Origin of the sequence: Devosia ginsengisoli (genome assembly GCF_007859655.1) — a bacterium.
Taxonomy (GTDB): Bacteria; Pseudomonadota; Alphaproteobacteria; order Rhizobiales; family Devosiaceae; genus Devosia; species Devosia ginsengisoli.
The window spans coordinates 2,570,014-2,586,988 of the sequence record NZ_CP042304.1 but is presented as its reverse complement, the minus strand read 5'-3'; the positions used below and the strand labels follow the sequence as shown (position 1 = coordinate 2,586,988).

General features: G+C 65.2%; 15 protein-coding genes and 2 tRNA genes. 9 read left to right on the top strand and 8 right to left on the bottom strand.

The features are described from left to right. Window positions 1-66 precede the first annotated feature (66 nt). The gene (gene hisN / locus FPZ08_RS12645) at window positions 67-855 is read right to left on the bottom strand and encodes a histidinol-phosphatase (RefSeq protein ID WP_146290352.1); all 789 of its coding nucleotides are present in this window, start codon (window positions 853-855) and stop codon (window positions 67-69) included. A gap of 238 nt (window positions 856-1,093) precedes the next feature. Beyond that, on the bottom strand, window positions 1,094-1,990 hold the full coding sequence (locus FPZ08_RS12640) for an N-formylglutamate amidohydrolase (RefSeq protein WP_246132645.1): 897 nt from the start codon (window positions 1,988-1,990) through the stop codon (window positions 1,094-1,096). A 268-nt stretch (window positions 1,991-2,258) separates the two neighbouring features. On the opposite strand from FPZ08_RS12640, the gene cpdR reads away from it, so the two are divergent. From cpdR to FPZ08_RS12625, 3 genes are all read left to right on the top strand, one after another. Continuing rightward, the gene (gene cpdR, locus FPZ08_RS12635; RefSeq protein ID WP_046105558.1) at window positions 2,259-2,618 is read left to right on the top strand and encodes a cell cycle two-component system response regulator CpdR; all 360 of its coding nucleotides are present in this window, start codon (window positions 2,259-2,261) and stop codon (window positions 2,616-2,618) included. A 291-nt stretch (window positions 2,619-2,909) separates the two neighbouring features. Beyond that, window positions 2,910-2,984 (top strand) — tRNA-Val (locus tag FPZ08_RS12630). A gap of 29 nt (window positions 2,985-3,013) precedes the next feature. After that, window positions 3,014-3,088, top strand: a tRNA-Val gene (locus FPZ08_RS12625). Window positions 3,089-3,246: 158 nt separating this feature from the next. Here the strand turns inward: FPZ08_RS12625 and FPZ08_RS12620 are convergent. Further along, window positions 3,247-4,035 (bottom strand): metallophosphoesterase, encoded by a 789-nt coding sequence (locus FPZ08_RS12620; RefSeq protein ID WP_186766978.1) that lies wholly within the window; start codon window positions 4,033-4,035, stop codon window positions 3,247-3,249. Between the two features lie 66 nt (window positions 4,036-4,101). Beyond that, complete coding sequence (locus FPZ08_RS12615; protein ID WP_146290349.1) at window positions 4,102-4,503, bottom strand: winged helix-turn-helix transcriptional regulator; 402 nt, start codon at window positions 4,501-4,503, stop codon at window positions 4,102-4,104. Window positions 4,504-4,627: 124 nt separating this feature from the next. On the opposite strand from FPZ08_RS12615, the gene FPZ08_RS12610 reads away from it, so the two are divergent. Next, a complete protein-coding gene (locus FPZ08_RS12610) occupies window positions 4,628-5,221 on the top strand; it encodes an NADPH-dependent FMN reductase (RefSeq protein ID WP_146290348.1) in 594 nt (197 codons plus the stop codon). Window positions 5,222-5,224: 3 nt separating this feature from the next. Here FPZ08_RS12610 and FPZ08_RS12605 read toward each other — a convergent pair whose 3' ends face one another. Next, the gene (locus FPZ08_RS12605) at window positions 5,225-5,839 is read right to left on the bottom strand and encodes a pyridoxamine 5'-phosphate oxidase family protein (RefSeq protein ID WP_146290347.1); all 615 of its coding nucleotides are present in this window, start codon (window positions 5,837-5,839) and stop codon (window positions 5,225-5,227) included. A 168-nt stretch (window positions 5,840-6,007) separates the two neighbouring features. Between FPZ08_RS12605 and msrB the strand changes: the two genes are divergently transcribed. Then, window positions 6,008-6,412: a peptide-methionine (R)-S-oxide reductase MsrB gene (msrB, locus tag FPZ08_RS12600; protein ID WP_146290346.1), complete on the top strand. Its 405-nt coding sequence runs from the start codon at window positions 6,008-6,010 to the stop codon at window positions 6,410-6,412. A 379-nt stretch (window positions 6,413-6,791) separates the two neighbouring features. Here the strand turns inward: msrB and hrpB are convergent, their stop codons facing one another. After that, window positions 6,792-9,233 carry an ATP-dependent helicase HrpB gene (gene hrpB / locus FPZ08_RS12595; RefSeq protein ID WP_146290345.1) on the bottom strand — a complete coding sequence of 814 codons (2,442 nt, stop codon included), beginning with the start codon at window positions 9,231-9,233 and terminating at the stop codon, window positions 6,792-6,794. Between the two features lie 263 nt (window positions 9,234-9,496). Here hrpB and FPZ08_RS12590 point away from each other — a divergent pair, with 263 nt between their 5' ends. Then, entirely contained in the window at window positions 9,497-10,360 is an 864-nt protein-coding gene (locus FPZ08_RS12590) for an aldose 1-epimerase family protein (RefSeq protein ID WP_146290344.1), read from the top strand. Between the two features lie 113 nt (window positions 10,361-10,473). Here the strand turns inward: FPZ08_RS12590 and FPZ08_RS12585 are convergent, their stop codons facing one another. After that, the gene (locus FPZ08_RS12585) at window positions 10,474-11,823 is read right to left on the bottom strand and encodes a sigma-54-dependent transcriptional regulator (RefSeq protein ID WP_146290343.1); all 1,350 of its coding nucleotides are present in this window, start codon (window positions 11,821-11,823) and stop codon (window positions 10,474-10,476) included. Further along, entirely contained in the window at window positions 11,820-13,679 is a 1,860-nt protein-coding gene (locus tag FPZ08_RS12580) for a sensor histidine kinase (protein WP_186766977.1), read from the bottom strand. The genes FPZ08_RS12585 and FPZ08_RS12580 overlap by 4 nt, the downstream gene beginning before the upstream one ends. 207 nt (window positions 13,680-13,886) lie before the next feature. On the opposite strand from FPZ08_RS12580, the gene FPZ08_RS12575 reads away from it, so the two are divergent. The 3 genes from FPZ08_RS12575 (at window position 13,887) to FPZ08_RS12565 (ending at window position 16,916) form a co-directional block, all read left to right on the top strand. Beyond that, window positions 13,887-14,870, top strand: a complete 984-nt coding sequence (locus FPZ08_RS12575) for a tripartite tricarboxylate transporter substrate-binding protein (RefSeq protein WP_146290341.1) — start codon at window positions 13,887-13,889, stop codon at window positions 14,868-14,870. 64 nt (window positions 14,871-14,934) lie between these two features. Beyond that, the gene (locus FPZ08_RS12570; protein WP_146290340.1) at window positions 14,935-15,396 is read left to right on the top strand and encodes a tripartite tricarboxylate transporter TctB family protein; all 462 of its coding nucleotides are present in this window, start codon (window positions 14,935-14,937) and stop codon (window positions 15,394-15,396) included. Window positions 15,397-15,410: 14 nt separating this feature from the next. Continuing rightward, window positions 15,411-16,916, top strand: a complete 1,506-nt coding sequence (locus tag FPZ08_RS12565) for a tripartite tricarboxylate transporter permease (protein ID WP_146290339.1) — start codon at window positions 15,411-15,413, stop codon at window positions 16,914-16,916. Window positions 16,917-16,975: the final 59 nt, after the last annotated feature.

Below are 16,975 nucleotides of genomic sequence, written 5' to 3'. Positions count from 1 at the left end.
CAATCTCGGGATGGGCCCCGGCTCAAGGCCGGGGTGACATCGTGGGTGGGGTAGGGTGTGAGTGCCTTATGACGCATTGACCAGCGCCAGCGCTTTTTCCAGCAGTTCGGGCGTCGCCGCCGCCACCACATTGCCGCCGGCGGTGGGTTCGGTGCCGTCCCAGCAGGCGATGGCGCCGCCGGCTTCGCGGATGATGGGGACCAGGGCGGCGATGTCGTAGGTGTTGAGGTGGGGCTCGATCACCAGGTCGGCGTGGCCGGCGGCGAGCAGGGCGTAGCCGTAGCAATCCATGCCGAAGCGTTGCAGGCGGGTGGCGGATTCGATGGCGCGCCATTTGCCGGCCAGTTCGGGCGTGTTGAACAGGGATGGCGTGGTGGTGAAGACGCGGGAGGGAGCCAGGTCGGTCTGGCCGCTGGTGCGGATGGGCGTGGTGGTGTCGCCGCGGCGATAGGTGGCGCGGCCGGGCACGGCGAGGAAGGTTTCGCCGATAAAGGGCTGGCTCATGATTCCGGCTATGGCCACGCCCTTGTGGGCGAAGCCGATCAGCGTGCCCCAGACGGGGGCGCCGGAAATGAAGGCGCGGGTGCCGTCCACCGGGTCGATGATCCAGGTGTAATCGCTGTCGCCGGAGCTGCCCCATTCCTCGCCGATAATAGCGTGATCGGGGAAGTTTTCCGCGATGACGGCGCGGATGACAGTTTCAGCACCGCGATCGGCCTCGGTGACGGGATCGAAGCCCACGGTGAACTTGTTGTCGATGGCCAGCGGGGTGCGGAAGAGGGGCAGCGTGTGGGCGGCGGCGGCTTCGGCGGCGGCGAGGAGGGTGGCTTCGATTTTGGCGAGATCGAGGGTCATGGGCGGGGTCCGTGCCACGACCTCGTGGTTCGACAGGCTCACCATGAGGTCTACTGAGGTATGGGCGTAACTAGCACAGGGTGGTGCGGGGGACGTGAGTCTTTTCTGGATACCCCTCCTAGCCTTCCCCTGATAGGGGGAGGAACAGATCGGGGATTTGGCACTATATCGCTCCAGCCACAGTGCGGCTCCTCCCCCTATCAGGGGGAGGTTGGGAGGGGGTATCCAACAAGGAAATCTATTCCGCCGCTTCCTCGGTGAGGGCGGGGGTGCTGCCGACGAGCGAGACCAGGTCGAGGCCGATCAGGGCGAAGATCAGGCGTTCGACCAGGGCGCGGATGGCGTCGAAGCCGTCATTGCGGGCCAGGGTGACCTCGTTCATGTAGAGGTGGCGGCTGATTTCGATCTGGAGGGCATGCACGCCATGTTGCGGGCGGCCATAGGTGCGGGTGGCGAAGCCCCCGGCATAGGGGCGGTTGCGGGCGACCTTGAGGCCGGCGCTGGCGAAGATGGTTTCGGCCAGATCGACCAGGCCGGGGGCGCAGGTGGTGCCGTAACGGTCGCCCAGCACGATATCGGGGGCCGCCTTGTCGTTGGAGCGGGTAATGCGCGGCATGGAGTGGCAATCGATCAGCAGGGCTATGCCGAAGGCGCCGATGGCTTCGCTCAGGAGCTTCTGCAAAGCGGCGTGATAGGGGTGATAGATGCCCTCGATGCGCATGCGGGCATCGTCGAGCGTCAGCCGGTCGCGATAGATGGGCTTGTTCTCGGCCACGACGCGGGCCAGCGTGCCCAGACCCGCAGCGACGCGGGGCGAAGTGGTGTTGAAGCGCTCGGACAGCGGCTCGACGAACATGGTGGGATCGAGTTCCCAGGGTTCGCGGTTCACGTCGAGATAGGCGCGGGGGAAATGGGCGCGCAGCATGGGGGCGCCGAGATGGGGCGCGCGGGCGAAGAGTTCGTCGACCCAGGCGTCTTCCGACTGGCGGATGGAGAGATGATCGAGCCTTGTCATGGCGAGGAAGCGCTCGGGGTAGACGCGGCCGGAATGGGGCGAATTGAACACCAAAGGTGTGACCAGCCGGCGGGGCCGGATGGTTTCGAATGCCGGCTGATCCCAATAGTCGGACCGCACGATGCCTCCCCAAACAGGCGCCCTGGCGGGGCGCCGCACTGATTTGCCCTTATAGTGTCGCCCTTTGCGCCCGGCTTGTCCAGATTGTCGCAAAATTGCTGGCGGGACAAAATTGCCCTGAGAGGAACGGGTTGCGATTGCATGGCCTCAAACTTCGCTTAAACATCGCGCTATATAGTCCGACTCACAGCGCGGCATGCGTCGCGCCCCTGCGTCCGCGCCGGATGGAGCGATCCGGCAGCGCAAGTTGAATGCCCGGAGACCCCTGATGAAGCGAATCCTGCTCGCGGAAGACGATAACGACATGCGCCAGTTCCTGACGCGCGCGCTCAAGAACGCGGGCTATGAGGTCGTGTCGTTCGATAACGGGCTTTCGGCCTATGAGCGGCTGCGCGAGGAACCCTTCTCGCTGCTGCTCAGCGATATCGTGATGCCCGAGATGGACGGGATCGAGCTGGCGCGGCGCGCCACCGAGCTCGATCCTGATCTCAAGGTGATGTTCATCACCGGCTTTGCCGCCGTGGCGCTGAACCCGGACAGCGACGCGCCCAAGGATGCCTCGGTGTTGTCAAAGCCGTTTCATTTGAAGGACCTGGTGAACGAGGTCGAGCGGCTGCTGGCGGCTTAGTATCCGAGACCTCATGGTGAGCTTGTCGAACCACGAGGTCGGGTGAGTGGAGGCCCGGTTACCACGCCCTCGTGGTTCGACCGGCTCACCATGAGGGCTACTGAGGCCGCCTTTCAACAATCCGACGATCCCGCCATCCGAGCGTCGCTCTCATGGCCTTCTTCGCTCAAATTGCTCCATAGGAGCAATTTGTCCCTGCGGGCCGCGTCGAAGCCTCTTGACCCCCGCCAACATTTTATGGTCTATCCGCGCCACTGGACGGACCTTGCGGTTCTTCCATCCCGGAGAGATGGGCGTATAGCTCAGCGGGAGAGCACCTCGTTGACATCGAGGGGGTCACAAGTTCGATCCTTGTTACGCCCACCATCTCTCTACCAGACTTCGCCAATGGCGACGGGAGTATAGCTCAGCGGGAGAGCATTCGCTTCACACGCGAAGGGTCACAAGTTCAATCCTTGTTACTCCCACCATTCGCCCATCTTTCGGGCCATGCCGGTCTGCAAATACCCATTCCCTCCGCTTCCGGTGCTCACGTGCCGAACGCACGCTGCGCGCCGGTTCTCGGGAACGGGCATTTTCGCCTCGGCCTGACCCGAAATATGGGCAAATGGTGCCTGCGGGGGGATCGTCAGTCTTCCAGGAAAATCTCTTCGTTGCCGTCGATATAGTCGTCGAAGAGGACGGTGGTGCTGTCGTGGTCGGCGATGACGAAGGCGAGTTGGCCGGGGCCGGTGAGGCGGCGCATGGGGATGTGGGGCTGGTCGACGCTGCAGGAATAGTGGTTGCCCGACAGCGTGGTGAAGTTCAGGCCGCGCCAGGTGGCGGTCGAGGTCAGGTGGACATGGCCGGCAATGACCTGGCGGATATCGGGATGGGTCTTGAGCGCGTCGATGAACGCGTCGGGTTCGAGAATGCGGATATTGTCCGATTCGATGTGGAGGGCGTTGGCATTGTGATGGAGGATCACGATGACGGGCCGGTGCATGGCCTCGGCCAGGCGGGCATGCAGCCAGGAAATCTGGGCTTCGGTGAGCACGCCATCGACGCGGCCGGCTTCGGAAGAATCGAGCAGGATGATGCGATAGCCCTTGATATCGATGACCTTGTCGATCTTGCCGGTCTCGGCAACGAAACCATTGCCGAAAATTTCGAGAAATGCGGCGCGGTCATCGTGATTGCCCAGGGTGATATGCACCGGAATGGGCAGGCGGGCGATGATGGCTTGCAGGCGCCGATAGGCTTCGGGCTGGCCCAGATCGGCCAGGTCACCGGCCAGCACGCAGAAATCGACCTGGTCATAGCGGGCGATGACGGCTTCGACCGCCTGTTCCAGCCTTGCGCCGGTATCGAGCGTGACCGACAATTCGCCCTCGGGCATGACATGCAGGTCGCTCAGCACCACGAATTTCAGGGTCATCATTGCCTCTCGAACGGGTTGAGTGGTTTTCCTAGAGACGGCGCATGAAAGGCCTGTGACGGCCGGTCAGGCCGCGTTGCGGCGCGCGGCGTAACGCTCGCGCGCGTCGGCAACGCGCTCGCCATTGCGGACCGTCCAGTCGCTGATCGCGGCCAGCGGGGCCTGCAATTCGCGGCCCATTGCGGAGAGTTCATAATCGACGCGCGGCGGGATGATTGGCGTCACGGTGCGGTGCACGATGCCATCTTCTTCCAGCTCCCGCAGCGTCTGGGTCAGCATTTTCTGGGAAATGCCCTCGACATGGCGCTGCAGCTCGGAAAACCGCATCGGACCACGCAGCAGCGCCATGATGATGTAGAGCGACCATTTTCCGCTGATCCGGCCGAGGACCTGGATCATGGGCACGGCCGCCCGGGTGCATTCGGCGAAGGTCTCGGGTGGTTTCGTGCGGGTGCGTAGCGTTTCCATCTGGTGCCTCAGGTGAGGAAAAAGTGCCGTCTTGCGGGCGTGTCGATAGTCACGAATATAGCGTCGGTTACGTTCAGTGACTAGCGTTCGAAACGATCCTCACTTAATAAAAGAGACTGACACCATGAGCAAACCGCGTATCGGCATCATCATTTCCACCACGCGCGAAGGCCGCTTCGGCGAGCGCGCGGCGCACTGGGTGGCCGAACTGGCCGCCAGCCGCAATGATATCGAGACCGAAATCGTCGACCTGCGCGACTATCCGCTGCCCTTTTTTGAAGCGGTCAGTTCGCCGCGCTTTGCGCCCATCGACACGCCGGAAGCCAGGAAATGGGCGGGCAAGCTGGCCGAACTCGACGGCTATGTCTTCGTCACCGCCGAATACAACCATTCAATATCGGGCGTGCTCAAGAATGCGCTCGACTTCGTGTTCGCCGAGCCGGCGCGCAAGCCGGCCGCCTTTGTGGGCTATGGTGCTGTCGGTGGCGCCCGAGCCGTGGAGCAGTTGCGGCTGATCGCGGTGGAACTGAGCATGGTGCCGCTGAACCGGGCGGTGCATATCAACATGGAGCCCTTCAAGGGCATGCTGATGGACGGCAAGGACTTCGCCGACTACCCCTATCTGGCGCCGACGGTCGATGCGATGCTGGAAGAACTGGCCTGGTATGCCCAGACGCTGAGAGCCGGCCGAAACGCGGCGGACCTGAAGGCCGCGTAGTCGCTACCACATGGTTTGTTTTGCCCGCTCGGGCCAGGCCTGGTCATAGGCCTGGCCGCCGACCTGGTTATCGGTCATGGCGGCAAGGATTTCGCCGGGGGTGGGCAGGGTTTTCGGATCGATATGGCGGGCGGGATTCCAGAGTTCGGAGCGGACGATGGCGCGGGCGCATTGAAAATAGAGCTCGTCGATCTGCATGACGATGACCGAACGGGGCGGCTTGTCGTCGACGGCGAAGCTGGCCAGCAGGTCGGGGTCTATGCTGAGCTGGGCCCGGCCCTGGGCGCGAAAGGTGGTGCCGCTGCCGGGCAGCAGGAAGAGGAAGGCGCAGCGCGGGTCGCGCACGATATTGCGCAGGGAATCGATACGGTTATTGCCGCGCCGGTCGGGCATCATCAGGGTTTCATCGTCATGGATGCGCACGAAGCCGGGCCGGTCGCCGCGGGGCGAGCAATCCGCGCCTTCAGGGCCGACCGTGGCGAGGACAACGAAGGGGCTGGCTTCGATCAGGCGCCGGTAATGCGGCGTCATGCGGTTGGCGACCTTGGTGGTCGAGGCGGCGACGGGAGCGGGCGTGTAGAGCGCTTCGAGCTGCTCGACTGAGGTAACGATGGACATGGCGGGCCTTTGGCATACGATCGGCAGAAGTGATGCGACGCGCAGTATGGGCAGGGTGTAACCAACCCTATATCGATTGCGAATAACAGTGCGACACGTTTTGACGCGTTTCCGAACCGCAAAACCGGTTCGCCACTTTTGCTGGAAACGCTTTAGGGGAGTAAATCCATGGACACCCACGCCTTCAAGGTGACCCATACCGATGCCGAATGGCGCGCGAAGCTGACGCCGGAACAGTATCAGGTGATGCGCAATCACGGGACTGAACGGCCCGGTTCCTGCGCGTTGCTGCACGAGCACAGGCAGGGCACGTTTGCCTGCGCCGGCTGCGATACGCCGCTGTTCCAGTCGACGCTGAAATTCGAAAGCGGCACCGGCTGGCCGAGCTTCAACGACCCGCTGCCGGGTTCGGTGGAGACGACCACGGACAAGAGCTATGGCATGGTGCGGACCGAGGTGCATTGCGCCACCTGCGGCAGCCATCTGGGGCATGTCTTCCCCGATGGCCCGCCGCCGACGGGCCTGCGCTACTGCATCAATGGCGTGGCGCTGAACTTTTCGCCCGCCGCCTAAGGGGGCGATCGGGCGCGAAATGTGATCCGCCATCGTTCAAATGATGGACGCGTGGCGGATCAGGCAGGGTCATGCTGGGCAGACAGGAGGCCCCATGATCCGATCCATCACCGCACTTGCCGTCGTCTGCCTGTTGACCGCCACGGCCCAGGCCAATCCTTCGATCCTGGCCAGCTCCGGCTGCGTCGAGCGGGTCTGTACCCAATGGATATGGGGGACCAATGGCGGGCACAGGGCGGAATATTGCGAACGATATGAAATCCGTCTCAAGCCGCAATGCTATGTCAAGCCGAGGCCCAACGGGCTGAATCTTCCGCTGCCCCGTACCCCGATGCCCTTTGAGGGCATGCCCGTGCGATAGCGGAGGGCAGCGGATCGATCAGGTTCCGCGCGGCTTGGCGCGAGCCGTTGCGGCGGCATGGACAGGGTCGTCGGGCCAGAAATGGCGGGGATAGCGGCCCTTCAAATCCTTGGCGACATCTTTCCAGGAGCCGCGCCAGAAGCCGGGCAGGTCGCGCGTGGTCTGGATGGGGCGGTGGGCGGGGGAGAGCAGGATGAGCAGGAGGGGCACCTTGCCGCCGGCCACGGACGGGTGACGGTCGAGGCCAAAGAGTTCCTGTACGCGGATTTCCAGCGCCGGGCCGTTTTCGGCGGCATAGTCGATGGGGAGATGGCTGCCTGAGGGGGCGGTGAAGTGGCTGGGGAGGAACTTGTCGATTTCCTGGCGCTGGGGCCAGGGCAGGAAGGTATCGAGGGCATTGCCGAGATGGGCGGCGGTGATGGCGGCGAGGCGGGTTTCGCCTGATATGTGCGGCTCGAGCCAGGCCGGATCGGCGGCGAGGGCGGTGTCGGAGAGGTCGGGCCAGGGGGCGCCAAGGGTTTCGTGGAGATAGGTGGCGCGGGCGCGGAGGGCCTTCTGGTCCTTGCTCCAAAGCAGGGCTTCCGGGCGGCGCAGGGCGGCTTCGGCCAGGATGGGGGCGGCCTGGTCGAGATCGGTGACGGCGACGGGATCGTCGGCCAGCCTGATGGCGCCGAGCTGGCGCTGGCGGCGGGCGCGGATGCTGGCGGAGGCGGGGTCGAAGCTGAGGATTTCCCGCTCGGTGATGTGGCGGGCGAAGAGGGTTTCGAGGTCAGAGCGGTCGAGGGCGGCGGCGGCGCGGATGCGGCTGGCGGCGGCGGCGCCTGTGAGGTCGGTGACGACAAGGAAGGGCGATGCGGCGAGGGCGTCGGTTTCGTCCAGGCTGGCCTGACGGCCGTTGACGAGGCGGAATTTGCCGCGGCCGGTGGCCTGCGCAACACGGTCGGGAAAGGCGCGAGCGAGGTGGTGGCCGGCAGGGAGATTGCCTGTGGTTTTCTTGTGGTTTGCTCCCGCCCAGCGTCGGGCAAGGCCGCGGGCATCCTCGGCGCGCTTGCTGCGGTCGGTGCGGAAGCGGTCGAGGCGGTGGGCGAGGTCGGTGCCATCGCCGCCGAGGCCGCGCTCGGCGATGAGGACGGCGAGGGTGGCAGCGGTGAGCGCATCGTCTTCGGCGGCAGCGGCGACGACCATATGGGCGAGGCGCGGATGCAGCGGCAGGCGGGCGAGGGCCTTGCCTTCGGCGGTGATGCGACCGGCGGGATCGAGCGCGTCCAGCGACTTGAGCAGGGCGATGGCTTCGACCCAGGCGGGGACGGGCGGGGGATCGAGGAAGGGCAGCGCGGACGGGTCGGTGATGCCCCAAGTGGCCAGGTCGAGGGCGAAGCCGGCGAGGTCGGCGGCGAGGATTTCCGGCGTGTCGAAGGGGTCGAGCGCTGATGTCTGGCCGGCATTCCACAGGCGGATGGCGACACCCGGACTGGTGCGGCCGGCGCGGCCGCGGCGCTGGTCGGCCGCGGCGCGGGAGACGCGACGGGTGGCGAGCGTGGTGAGGCCGGTATCGGGTTCGTAGACCGGGACGCGGCGGAAGCCGCTGTCGATGACGATGCGGACGCCGTCGATGGTGAGGGAGGTTTCGGCGATAGAAGTGGCGAGGACGACTTTGCGGCGGCCGGGTTCGGCGGGGCGGATGGCGCGGTCCTGCTCGGATGGCGTGAGCTGGCCGTAGAGCGGGGCGATGTCGACATTGGTGGGGACGCGGGTAGCGAGGCGTTCGGCCACGCGGGTGATTTCGCCCTGGCCGGGGAGGAAGACGAGGGCGGAGCCTTCGTGTTCGCGCAGGGCGGCCAGGATGGCATTGGCCACCTGGTCTTCGAGGCGCTGCAGGGGATCGGGCTCGCGGCTTATGGTTTCGACCGGGAAGGCGCGACCAAGGCTTTCGATGACCGGGGCGTCGCCGAGCAGGCGGGAAACGCGGGCGCCATCTAACGTGGCGGACATGACCAGGACGCGCAGATCGGGGCGGAGCGCTGCTGCGTCGAGCGTGAGGGCGAGGCCCAGATCGCCATCGAGGCTGCGTTCGTGGAATTCGTCGAACAGCACGGCGGCTACGCCGGACAGCTCGGGATCGTCCAGCAGCATGCGGGTGAAGACGCCCTCGGTGACGATCTCGATGCGGGTGCGGGCGGAGACCTTGCTGTCCATGCGGACGCGGTAGCCGACGGTCTGGCCGACCTCTTCGCTCAGCAGGCGGGCCATCTGCGCGGCGGCGGCGCGGGCGGCGAGGCGGCGCGGTTCGAGCATGATGATGCGGCGGTCTTCGCGCCAGGGGGCGGCGAGGAGGGCGAGGGGCACGCGGGTGGTCTTGCCGGCACCGGGCGGGGCGACGAGGACGGCATATGGCCCGGCGGCCAGCGCCGATTGCAGGGCCGGCAGGGCGTCGTCGATGGGGAGCGGCGGCAAGGACATGGGAGGTGTTTGGCGGAAGGAAGGGGTTTGGGCAAGGGGGCGGCTGCGATGCCAGTATTCATCGCCTCCCTTCCCCTTGAGGGGAGGGATCGAGGGTGGGTGTCGAGTTCTCCACCGACGCAAATGTTTGTGGACCGTCCGACACCCCCTCCCTAGCTCTGCTACGGCCCGATGGGCCTAGCGACGCTGCCCTCCCCTCAAGGGGGAGGGTGGGAAAGAGCCATTGGTGTTGATAGAGGTGGAGCGTGGTTCAGGAGCTTGGCATGAGCAGTATCCGCATCGGCAATGGGCAGGTGAGTATCGAGGTTTCTCCGCTGGGGGCGGAGATGCAGTCGATCGTGACCAGCGATGGGCAGGACTGGCTGTGGGACGGCGATGCGGCATTCTGGGGTGGGCGGTCGCCGGTGCTGTTTCCGATCGTGGGCCGGGCGCCGGATGATCATGTGCGGATCGAGGGGGTCCGCTATCCGATGGGGCAGCACGGCTTTGCGCGGCGCAGCGAGTTCGAACTGGTCGAAAGCCGGGCGGATTTCTGCCGGATGGCGCTGCGGGCGGGGCAGGCGAGCCATTCGATCTTTCCGTTCGATTTCCTGCTGGAGCTGGAGCATCGCGTCGAGGGGCGCGGGGTGAGTGTCACGGCGGAAGTGACCAATCGGGATCATCGGCCGATGCCGTTCGGCATCGGGTTTCATCCGGCTTTTGTGTGGCCGCTGCCCGGCTGCGCTGGGCTGGAGCACCGGGTGGTGCTGGATAATGGCGGGGAGCCGGAGCTGGTGCGGCTATCGGGCGGACTGGTGCAGAAGGAGCGGCTGGCTTCGCCGTTCAGGGCGGGGGAATTGGTGCTGGAGCATGGGCTGTTCGCGGCTGATGCCATGTTGTTTCCCGAGGGGGCGGGAGCCGGGCTGACCTATGCGGCGGGTGACAAGGCGGTGCGGTTTACCTGGGAGAATTTGCCGAATTTTGCGCTGTGGTCGAAGGCGGGGGCGGAGTTTGTTTGTCTCGAGCCGTGGCATGGGACGGCGGCGGAGGTTGGTGGCAGCGATGAGCTGAGCGAGCGGCCGTATGGGGATGTGCTCGGGCCGGGGGCGACGGGGCGGTATGGGTTTCGGGTGGAGCTGGTGGGCTAGGGTGCGTCGCAAGCGGAGAAACCCCCTCACCCGATTTTCCGGCTGAACGCCGCAAAAATCACCCTCTCCCACGAGGGGCGAGGGGTGGCCCGGTGGGTGGGTCGCGTCGGTGCCTATCGGCGCACCCCCAGCCTTGTCATTTTTTCGCTCAGCGTGCGCCTCGGCACCTGTAGCGCATCCACGACCGCCGCGATGGAATCGCCGTGTCGTGCCAGTTCGGCTTCGATGACGTGGCGTTCGTAGGCGGCGACGCGGTCGGCGAGGCTGGCTGACGAGGAGAGGGGCCTGGCCTTGGGGCCGAGGATGGTGTCGAGCGAGCGGCCGGTAGCGTCGAGGCCCAGCGCGAAGCGGTCGGCGGCGGCCTTGAGTTCACGGATATTGCCAGGCCAGGTGTGGACCAGCAGGGCATTGATGTCGGCGGGGTGCAGTTGCGGCGCGGGCTTGTTGAAGCGCTGGGCGGCCATGCCCAGGAAATGATGGAACAGCAGCACACTGTCCTCGCCGCGATCGCGCAGGGGGGCGAGGTGGATGGTGGCGAGGTTGAGCCGGTAATAGAGGTCGGCGCGGAAGCGGCCGGCTTCGCTTTCGGCGGCGAGATCGACCTTGGAGGCGGCGACGATCTGCAGGTCGAGCGGGATCTGCTTGTTGGAGCCGACGCGTTCGACCACACGCTCCTGGATGACGCGGAGCACCTTGGCCTGGGCCAGGAGCGGCATGGATTCGATTTCGTCGAGCAGCAGCGTGCCGCCATTGGCGAATTCGAACTTGCCGACGCGCTGGCCGGAGGCGCCGGTAAAGGCGCCGGCTTCGTGGCCGAACAGTTCGGATTCGATCAGCTCGGCCGGGATGGCGGCGCAGTTGACGGCGACGAAGGGGCCTTTTGAGCGGGGCGAGAAATCGTGCAGGCAGCGTGCGACGACTTCCTTGCCGGTGCCGGTTTCGCCCAGGATAATGACATCGGTGGGGATGGAGGCCAGTTCGCGCACGGCGCGGCGCAGGTCTTCCATGACGCGGGAGGAACCGACGAGGCGGGTGGCGAGCTCGGCTTCGCCGCCATCGAGCTTGCGGCGCAGGTCGGCGACTTCGCGCCTGAGGCCCGCCTGTTCGGCGGCGCGGCGCAGGGTCTTGACCAACTGGTCGGGCACATAGGGCTTTTGCAGGAAATCGAAGGCGCCTGATCGCATGGCTTCGACCGCCATGGGCACATCGCCATGGCCGGTGATGAGGATGACTTCGCTGGCCATGGCGCGTTCATGCACGCTGCGCAGCAGGTCGAGGCCGGAGAGACCCGGCATGCGGACATCGGTCAGGATGACCTGGGGATGGATGTCGTCGAGCAGGACCAGGGCTTCGGTGGCGCTGGTAGCGACATGGGTCGTGAAGCCCGACAGGCGCAGCCATTGTTCGAGGGCAGTACGCACCATTTCCTCGTCATCGACGATGAGAACGGAAGGGTTGGTCATGCAGTGGTTTCTCTGATCGGGGTGGATTGGACAGCCAAAGGCAGACGTACGGTGAAGGTGCTGCCCTTGCCGGGGCGGCTGTCGACGGTGATGGCGCCGCCGATGTCGCGGATAAGGCCGTAGGAAATGGAAAGGCCCAGGCCCAGGCCGCGACCGGCTTGCTTGGTGGAATAGAAGGGGTCGAACAGGTTGGAGAGTTCGGAGGCGGGGATGCCCGAGCCGGTGTCGGACACGGCGATTTCGACGGTGGTAGCGGCCCTGGCGACCCCGATGGAGAGCACGCGCACGGCGCTGTGCTCCATGGCGTCGGCGGCGTTGGCAATGAGGTTGATCAGCACCTGTTCGAGATGAACGGGATTGCCCGTGACCATGAGCGGGCCGGGGCGGCGATATTCGACATCCACGCCGAAGGCCCGCAGCTTGTGATCGACCAGATCGAGGGCATTGGCGATGACCGTGGCGAGGTCGGCCCGCATTTCGACGCGAGTCTCCTTGCGGGCAAAGGTCTTGAGGTGGCCGGTAAGGGCCGCAAGGCGGTCGACCACCTTGTCCATGGTGGAGAGGATGGTGGTGACGTCGGCATCGTCACGGCGGCTGGCAATAAGCTTGGCGCTGGCCAGATGGGTGGTGAGCGCGGCGACGGGCTGGCTGACCTCGTGGGCGACGCCGGCCAAAGCCTGGCCGAGGCTGGCCATCTTGGCGGCCTGCACCAGGCCGTGCTGGGCTTCGCGCTCGGCCTTTTCGGCGCGGATGCGCTCGGCGATTTCCTCGCGCAGGGCCTCATTGGCGATATGCAGGTCTTCAGTGCGCTCGGCGACGCGCTGTTCGAGCCGCTCATGATCGGCGAGGCGCTGGGCGACGATGCGCTGGCGCTGCACCAGCAGCACGACGATGAGGAGAAGGGCTGCGGCGCCGAGGCCGGCGGCGGCCGCGGCAGTCCAGGCGACGCCATAGAGCGGGGCCAGCGGGGTGAAGGACAGCAGTTCCCAGCCATGTTTTGGCAGGCGCAGTTCCTGCAGCACGAAATAGCCCGATGTTTCGGGATTGGTGCCCGACAGCAGGGCGAATTCGGCGCCGCGCGAGAACCAGCGATCGGTGATGATGCCGGCATTGTCGACGCCATTCTCGCCATAGCGCAGCTGGCTGGAAATGGCTTCGACGCGTGAGCGCGGAATGGTCTGCAGCGGCCGGTAGCGCCAGTCCGGGCGGGTGGAGAGGATCACCACGTCGTTGAGATCGACAATGCCGATCAGCTCGCCCGAGCGCCACCAGGCGGCTTCGATCTCGCCCAGGTTGATCTTGGTAACGGCCACGCCCAGCGGGCCATCGGGGCCATCGACGCGCTGGGAGAGGAAATAGCCCGGCACGCTGGTGGAAATGCCGAAGGCATAATATTCGGCCTGGCCGAAGCGCATGGCGTCGGCGAAATAGGGGCGGAAGGAATAATTGGTGCCGACCAGGCTGGTCAGTGTCCACCAATTGCTGGCGGCAACCACTGCGCCATTGTCTTCCATGAGGAAAATTTCGCCGGCACCGGCGGTTTCGTTGAGCTTGGAGAGAAAGCCGTTGGCGGCTTCGACGGCGGCCGGATCGTCCGGATCGGTGAGGGCCATGCGGGTTTCGCGGGCCTGTGAAATGGCCACGGGCAGATAGTGGAAGCGCTCGATGATGGCTTCCAGCGTGCGCTCGAACAGAGCGAGGCGCCGCTGGGCCTGCTCGCGGGTATCGAGAATGGTGGCGTTGAGGGTCATCTCGAAGGCCACCCAGGCCACCAGCATGACCGCGACCAGGCCGATGCCCGTGGCAGTCAGGTGGCGCCGGCCGAACCAGTTCCGCAGGGGTGCTCTTATCGTCACAGGCGCCTTTCCCGGCCACAACACGGCCATTGGCAAGAAATTGCCGATGGCAGCCGGTGCAATGAGCAATTTCTTGCCGAAACGCTTAGCATGCTCGCGGAAAATAGCATATCAGCCTTGCGTATGGTGCGTGGCACGCAGCTTGCATTGGTGGTTTCGACCCGGCGGAGAAGCCGGGATCAAAAGTAATATGGGAGGACAGACTCAATGAAGAGCTTCGTTAAAATCCTGGCTGCGGGCCTTGTGGCCGGTTCGGCACTGACTGCGGCCGTGGCCGTGGCGCAGGACTACCCGACCCAGCCGGTGACCATTGTGGTGCCGTTCTCGGCCGGTGGCCCCACCGATACGGTGACGCGCCTGGTTGCCGCCGCGATGAGCGAGGATCTGGGCCAGCAGGTGGTGGTGCAGAATGTCGGCGGCGCCGGCGGTACGCTGGGCGCCGGCCAGGTGGCTGCCGCCAATGCGGACGGCTATACGCTGCTGCTGCACCATATCGGCATGTCGACCGCCCCGGCGCTCTATGCCAGCCTGCCCTATGACCCGATCGCCGACTTCGCGCCGATCGGGCTGGTGACCGAAGTGCCGATGACCATCGTGGCGCGCAAGGATTTCGAGCCGGCAACGCTGGAAGACCTCATCGCCTATGTGAAGGAAAAGGGCGAGGACATCACCTATGCCAATGCCGGCATCGGTGCGGCCAGCCAGCTCTGCGGCCTGCTGTTCATGGACGCGCTCGACACCAAGATGACCGAAGTGCCCTATCAGGGTACCGGCCCGGCCATGACCGACCTGCTGGGCGGCCAGATCGACATGATGTGCGACCAGACCACCAATACGACGAGCCAGATCCTGGCCGGCGAAATCAAGGCCTATGCAGTGACGACGCCCGAGCGCATCGCCGTGCTGCCTGACCTGCCGACGCTGGATGAAGGCGGGCTGGACAACTTCAACCTGGCCATCTGGCATGGGCTCTATGCGCCTGCCGGCACTGACCAGGCCATCATCGACCGGCTGAGCGCGTCGCTGCAGAAGGCCCTGGCCGACGAAAACGTGGGCAACAGCTTTGCCGAACTGGGCACCTATCCGGTGCCGGCCGACCAGGCCACTCCGGCGGCACTGAAGCAGAAGCTCGAAGGCCAGATCGCATTGTGGGGCGAGGTGATCGCTGCCGCCGGCGTTGCGGCGCAGTAAGCGACAGGACCAAGCCAGAGATCTCCGGCCGACGGGCCGGGGGTCTCCCACAGGGAGGGAAAAGATGGCACTCAATGCTTCGCGGAACGACCTCGCCTCGGGGGCGATATTCGTAGCCCTTGGGGGCTATTTTGCACTCGAGGCCATGAAATACGATTTCGGCACGCCCTTCCGCATGGGCCCGGGCTTCATGCCCGTAGTGCTCGGCGGCATATTGGTGGCGCTGGGCGTGGCGGTGGCGGCGACCGGCTTCGGCAAGCCCGATGCCGAGGCACCCCCGGCCTGGCCATGGCGCGGCATTGTGCTGGTGCTGGGCACGATCATTTTCTTTGCTGCCACCATTCGCGGGCTGGGCTTCATTCCCGTCGTGCTGATCTCGGGGCTGGCGACGGCTTTGTCGAGCAGCCGCAATTCACTGCTTTCGGCGCTGGTGATCAGCGTGGGCCTGTGCGTGTTGTGCATGTTGATCTTCGTGGTTGGACTGGGGCTGCTGGTGCCCTGGATCGGCCCGTGGCTGCGCTTCTAGGCCGGAGATAATAAATGGACCTGATTTCGTCTCTCGCCCTCGGCTTTTCGGTCGCGCTCGACCCGGTCAATATCCTCTACTGTTTCATCGGCGTGCTGCTGGGCACGCTGGTGGGCGTGCTGCCCGGCATCGGGCCGACGGCCACCATCGCCATGCTGCTGCCCATCACCTTTTCGCTTAATGCGGAAACGGCACTGATCATGCTGGCCGGCATCTATTACGGCGCGCAATATGGCGGCTCGACCACGGCCATCCTGATCAACCTGCCGGGGGAGAGTTCGGCGGCGGTGACGGCCATCGACGGCTACCAGATGGCCCGCCAGGGCCGGGCCGGGCCGGCTTTGGCCGCGGCGGCCATCGGCTCGTTTTTCGCCGGTTCGGTGGCAACGCTGCTGCTGGCCTTTTTCGCGCCCCCCTTGGCGCGGGCAGCGCTCAATTTCGGGGCGCCGGAATATTTCTCGCTGATCGTGCTGGGCCTTTTGGTTTCCATCGCGCTGGCACATGGTTCCATTCTCAAGGCGCTGGGCATGATCGTGCTCGGGCTGCTGCTGGGCATGGTGGGCCAGGATATCTATACCGGCACGCCGCGCTTTACCTTCGGGGTGCGCGAACTGTTCGGGGGCCTCAACTTCGTGGCGGTGGCGGTGGGCGTGTTCGGCGTCGCCGAAATCCTGCGCAATCTCGAAAACGAGAAAGAGCGCGAGGTGGGCGTTACGGCGGTGAAAAACCTCTGGCTCACCCGTGACGACATCAAGCGGGTGATTGCACCCATCCTGCGCGGTACGGTGCTCGGCTCGGTGCTGGGCGTGTTGCCGGGGGGCGGGCATATCCTGTCGTCCTTCGCCTCCTATTCGGCGGAAAAGCGGCTCTCCAAAACGCCCGAAGAGTTTGGGCATGGCGCCATCGAGGGCGTGGCCGGACCGGAATCGGCCAATAATGCGGCGGCGCAGACGTCGTTCATCCCGCTGATGACGCTGGGCATTCCGGCCCATCCCGTCATGGCACTGATGATCGGGGCGTTCATCCTGCAGGGCATCACGCCCGGCCCGAATGTGATCAACGAGCAGCCGGCTTTGTTCTGGGGCATCATCGCCTCGATGTGGGTGGGCAACCTGCTGCTGGTCATCCTCAACCTGCCGCTGGTGGGGTTGTGGGTGAAGATGCTGTCCATCCCCTATCGCGTGCTGTTCCCGGCTATCGTGCTGTTCGCCTGTATCGGGACCTTCTCGATCAACCAGAACATCTACGACATCTACGCGATCGCCTTTTTCGGCATCCTCGGCTACCTGCTGATCCGTTTCGGCTGCGAGCCGGCGCCGCTGCTGCTGGGCTTCGTGCTGGGGCCATTGCTGGAAGAGCATTTGCGGCGGGCGATGATCATCTCGCGCGGCGATCCGATGATCTTCCTGCACCGGCCGATCTCGGCAACACTGCTGGGCCTGGCACTGCTGGCCGTGCTGATCGCGGTGCTGCCGAGCATCAGGCGGAAGCGTGCGGAAGTGTTTGTCGAGGACGATTGAGGGGTCGCACCACAACACATCCTACACATAGATCGTCACCCTCGGGCTTGACCCGAGGG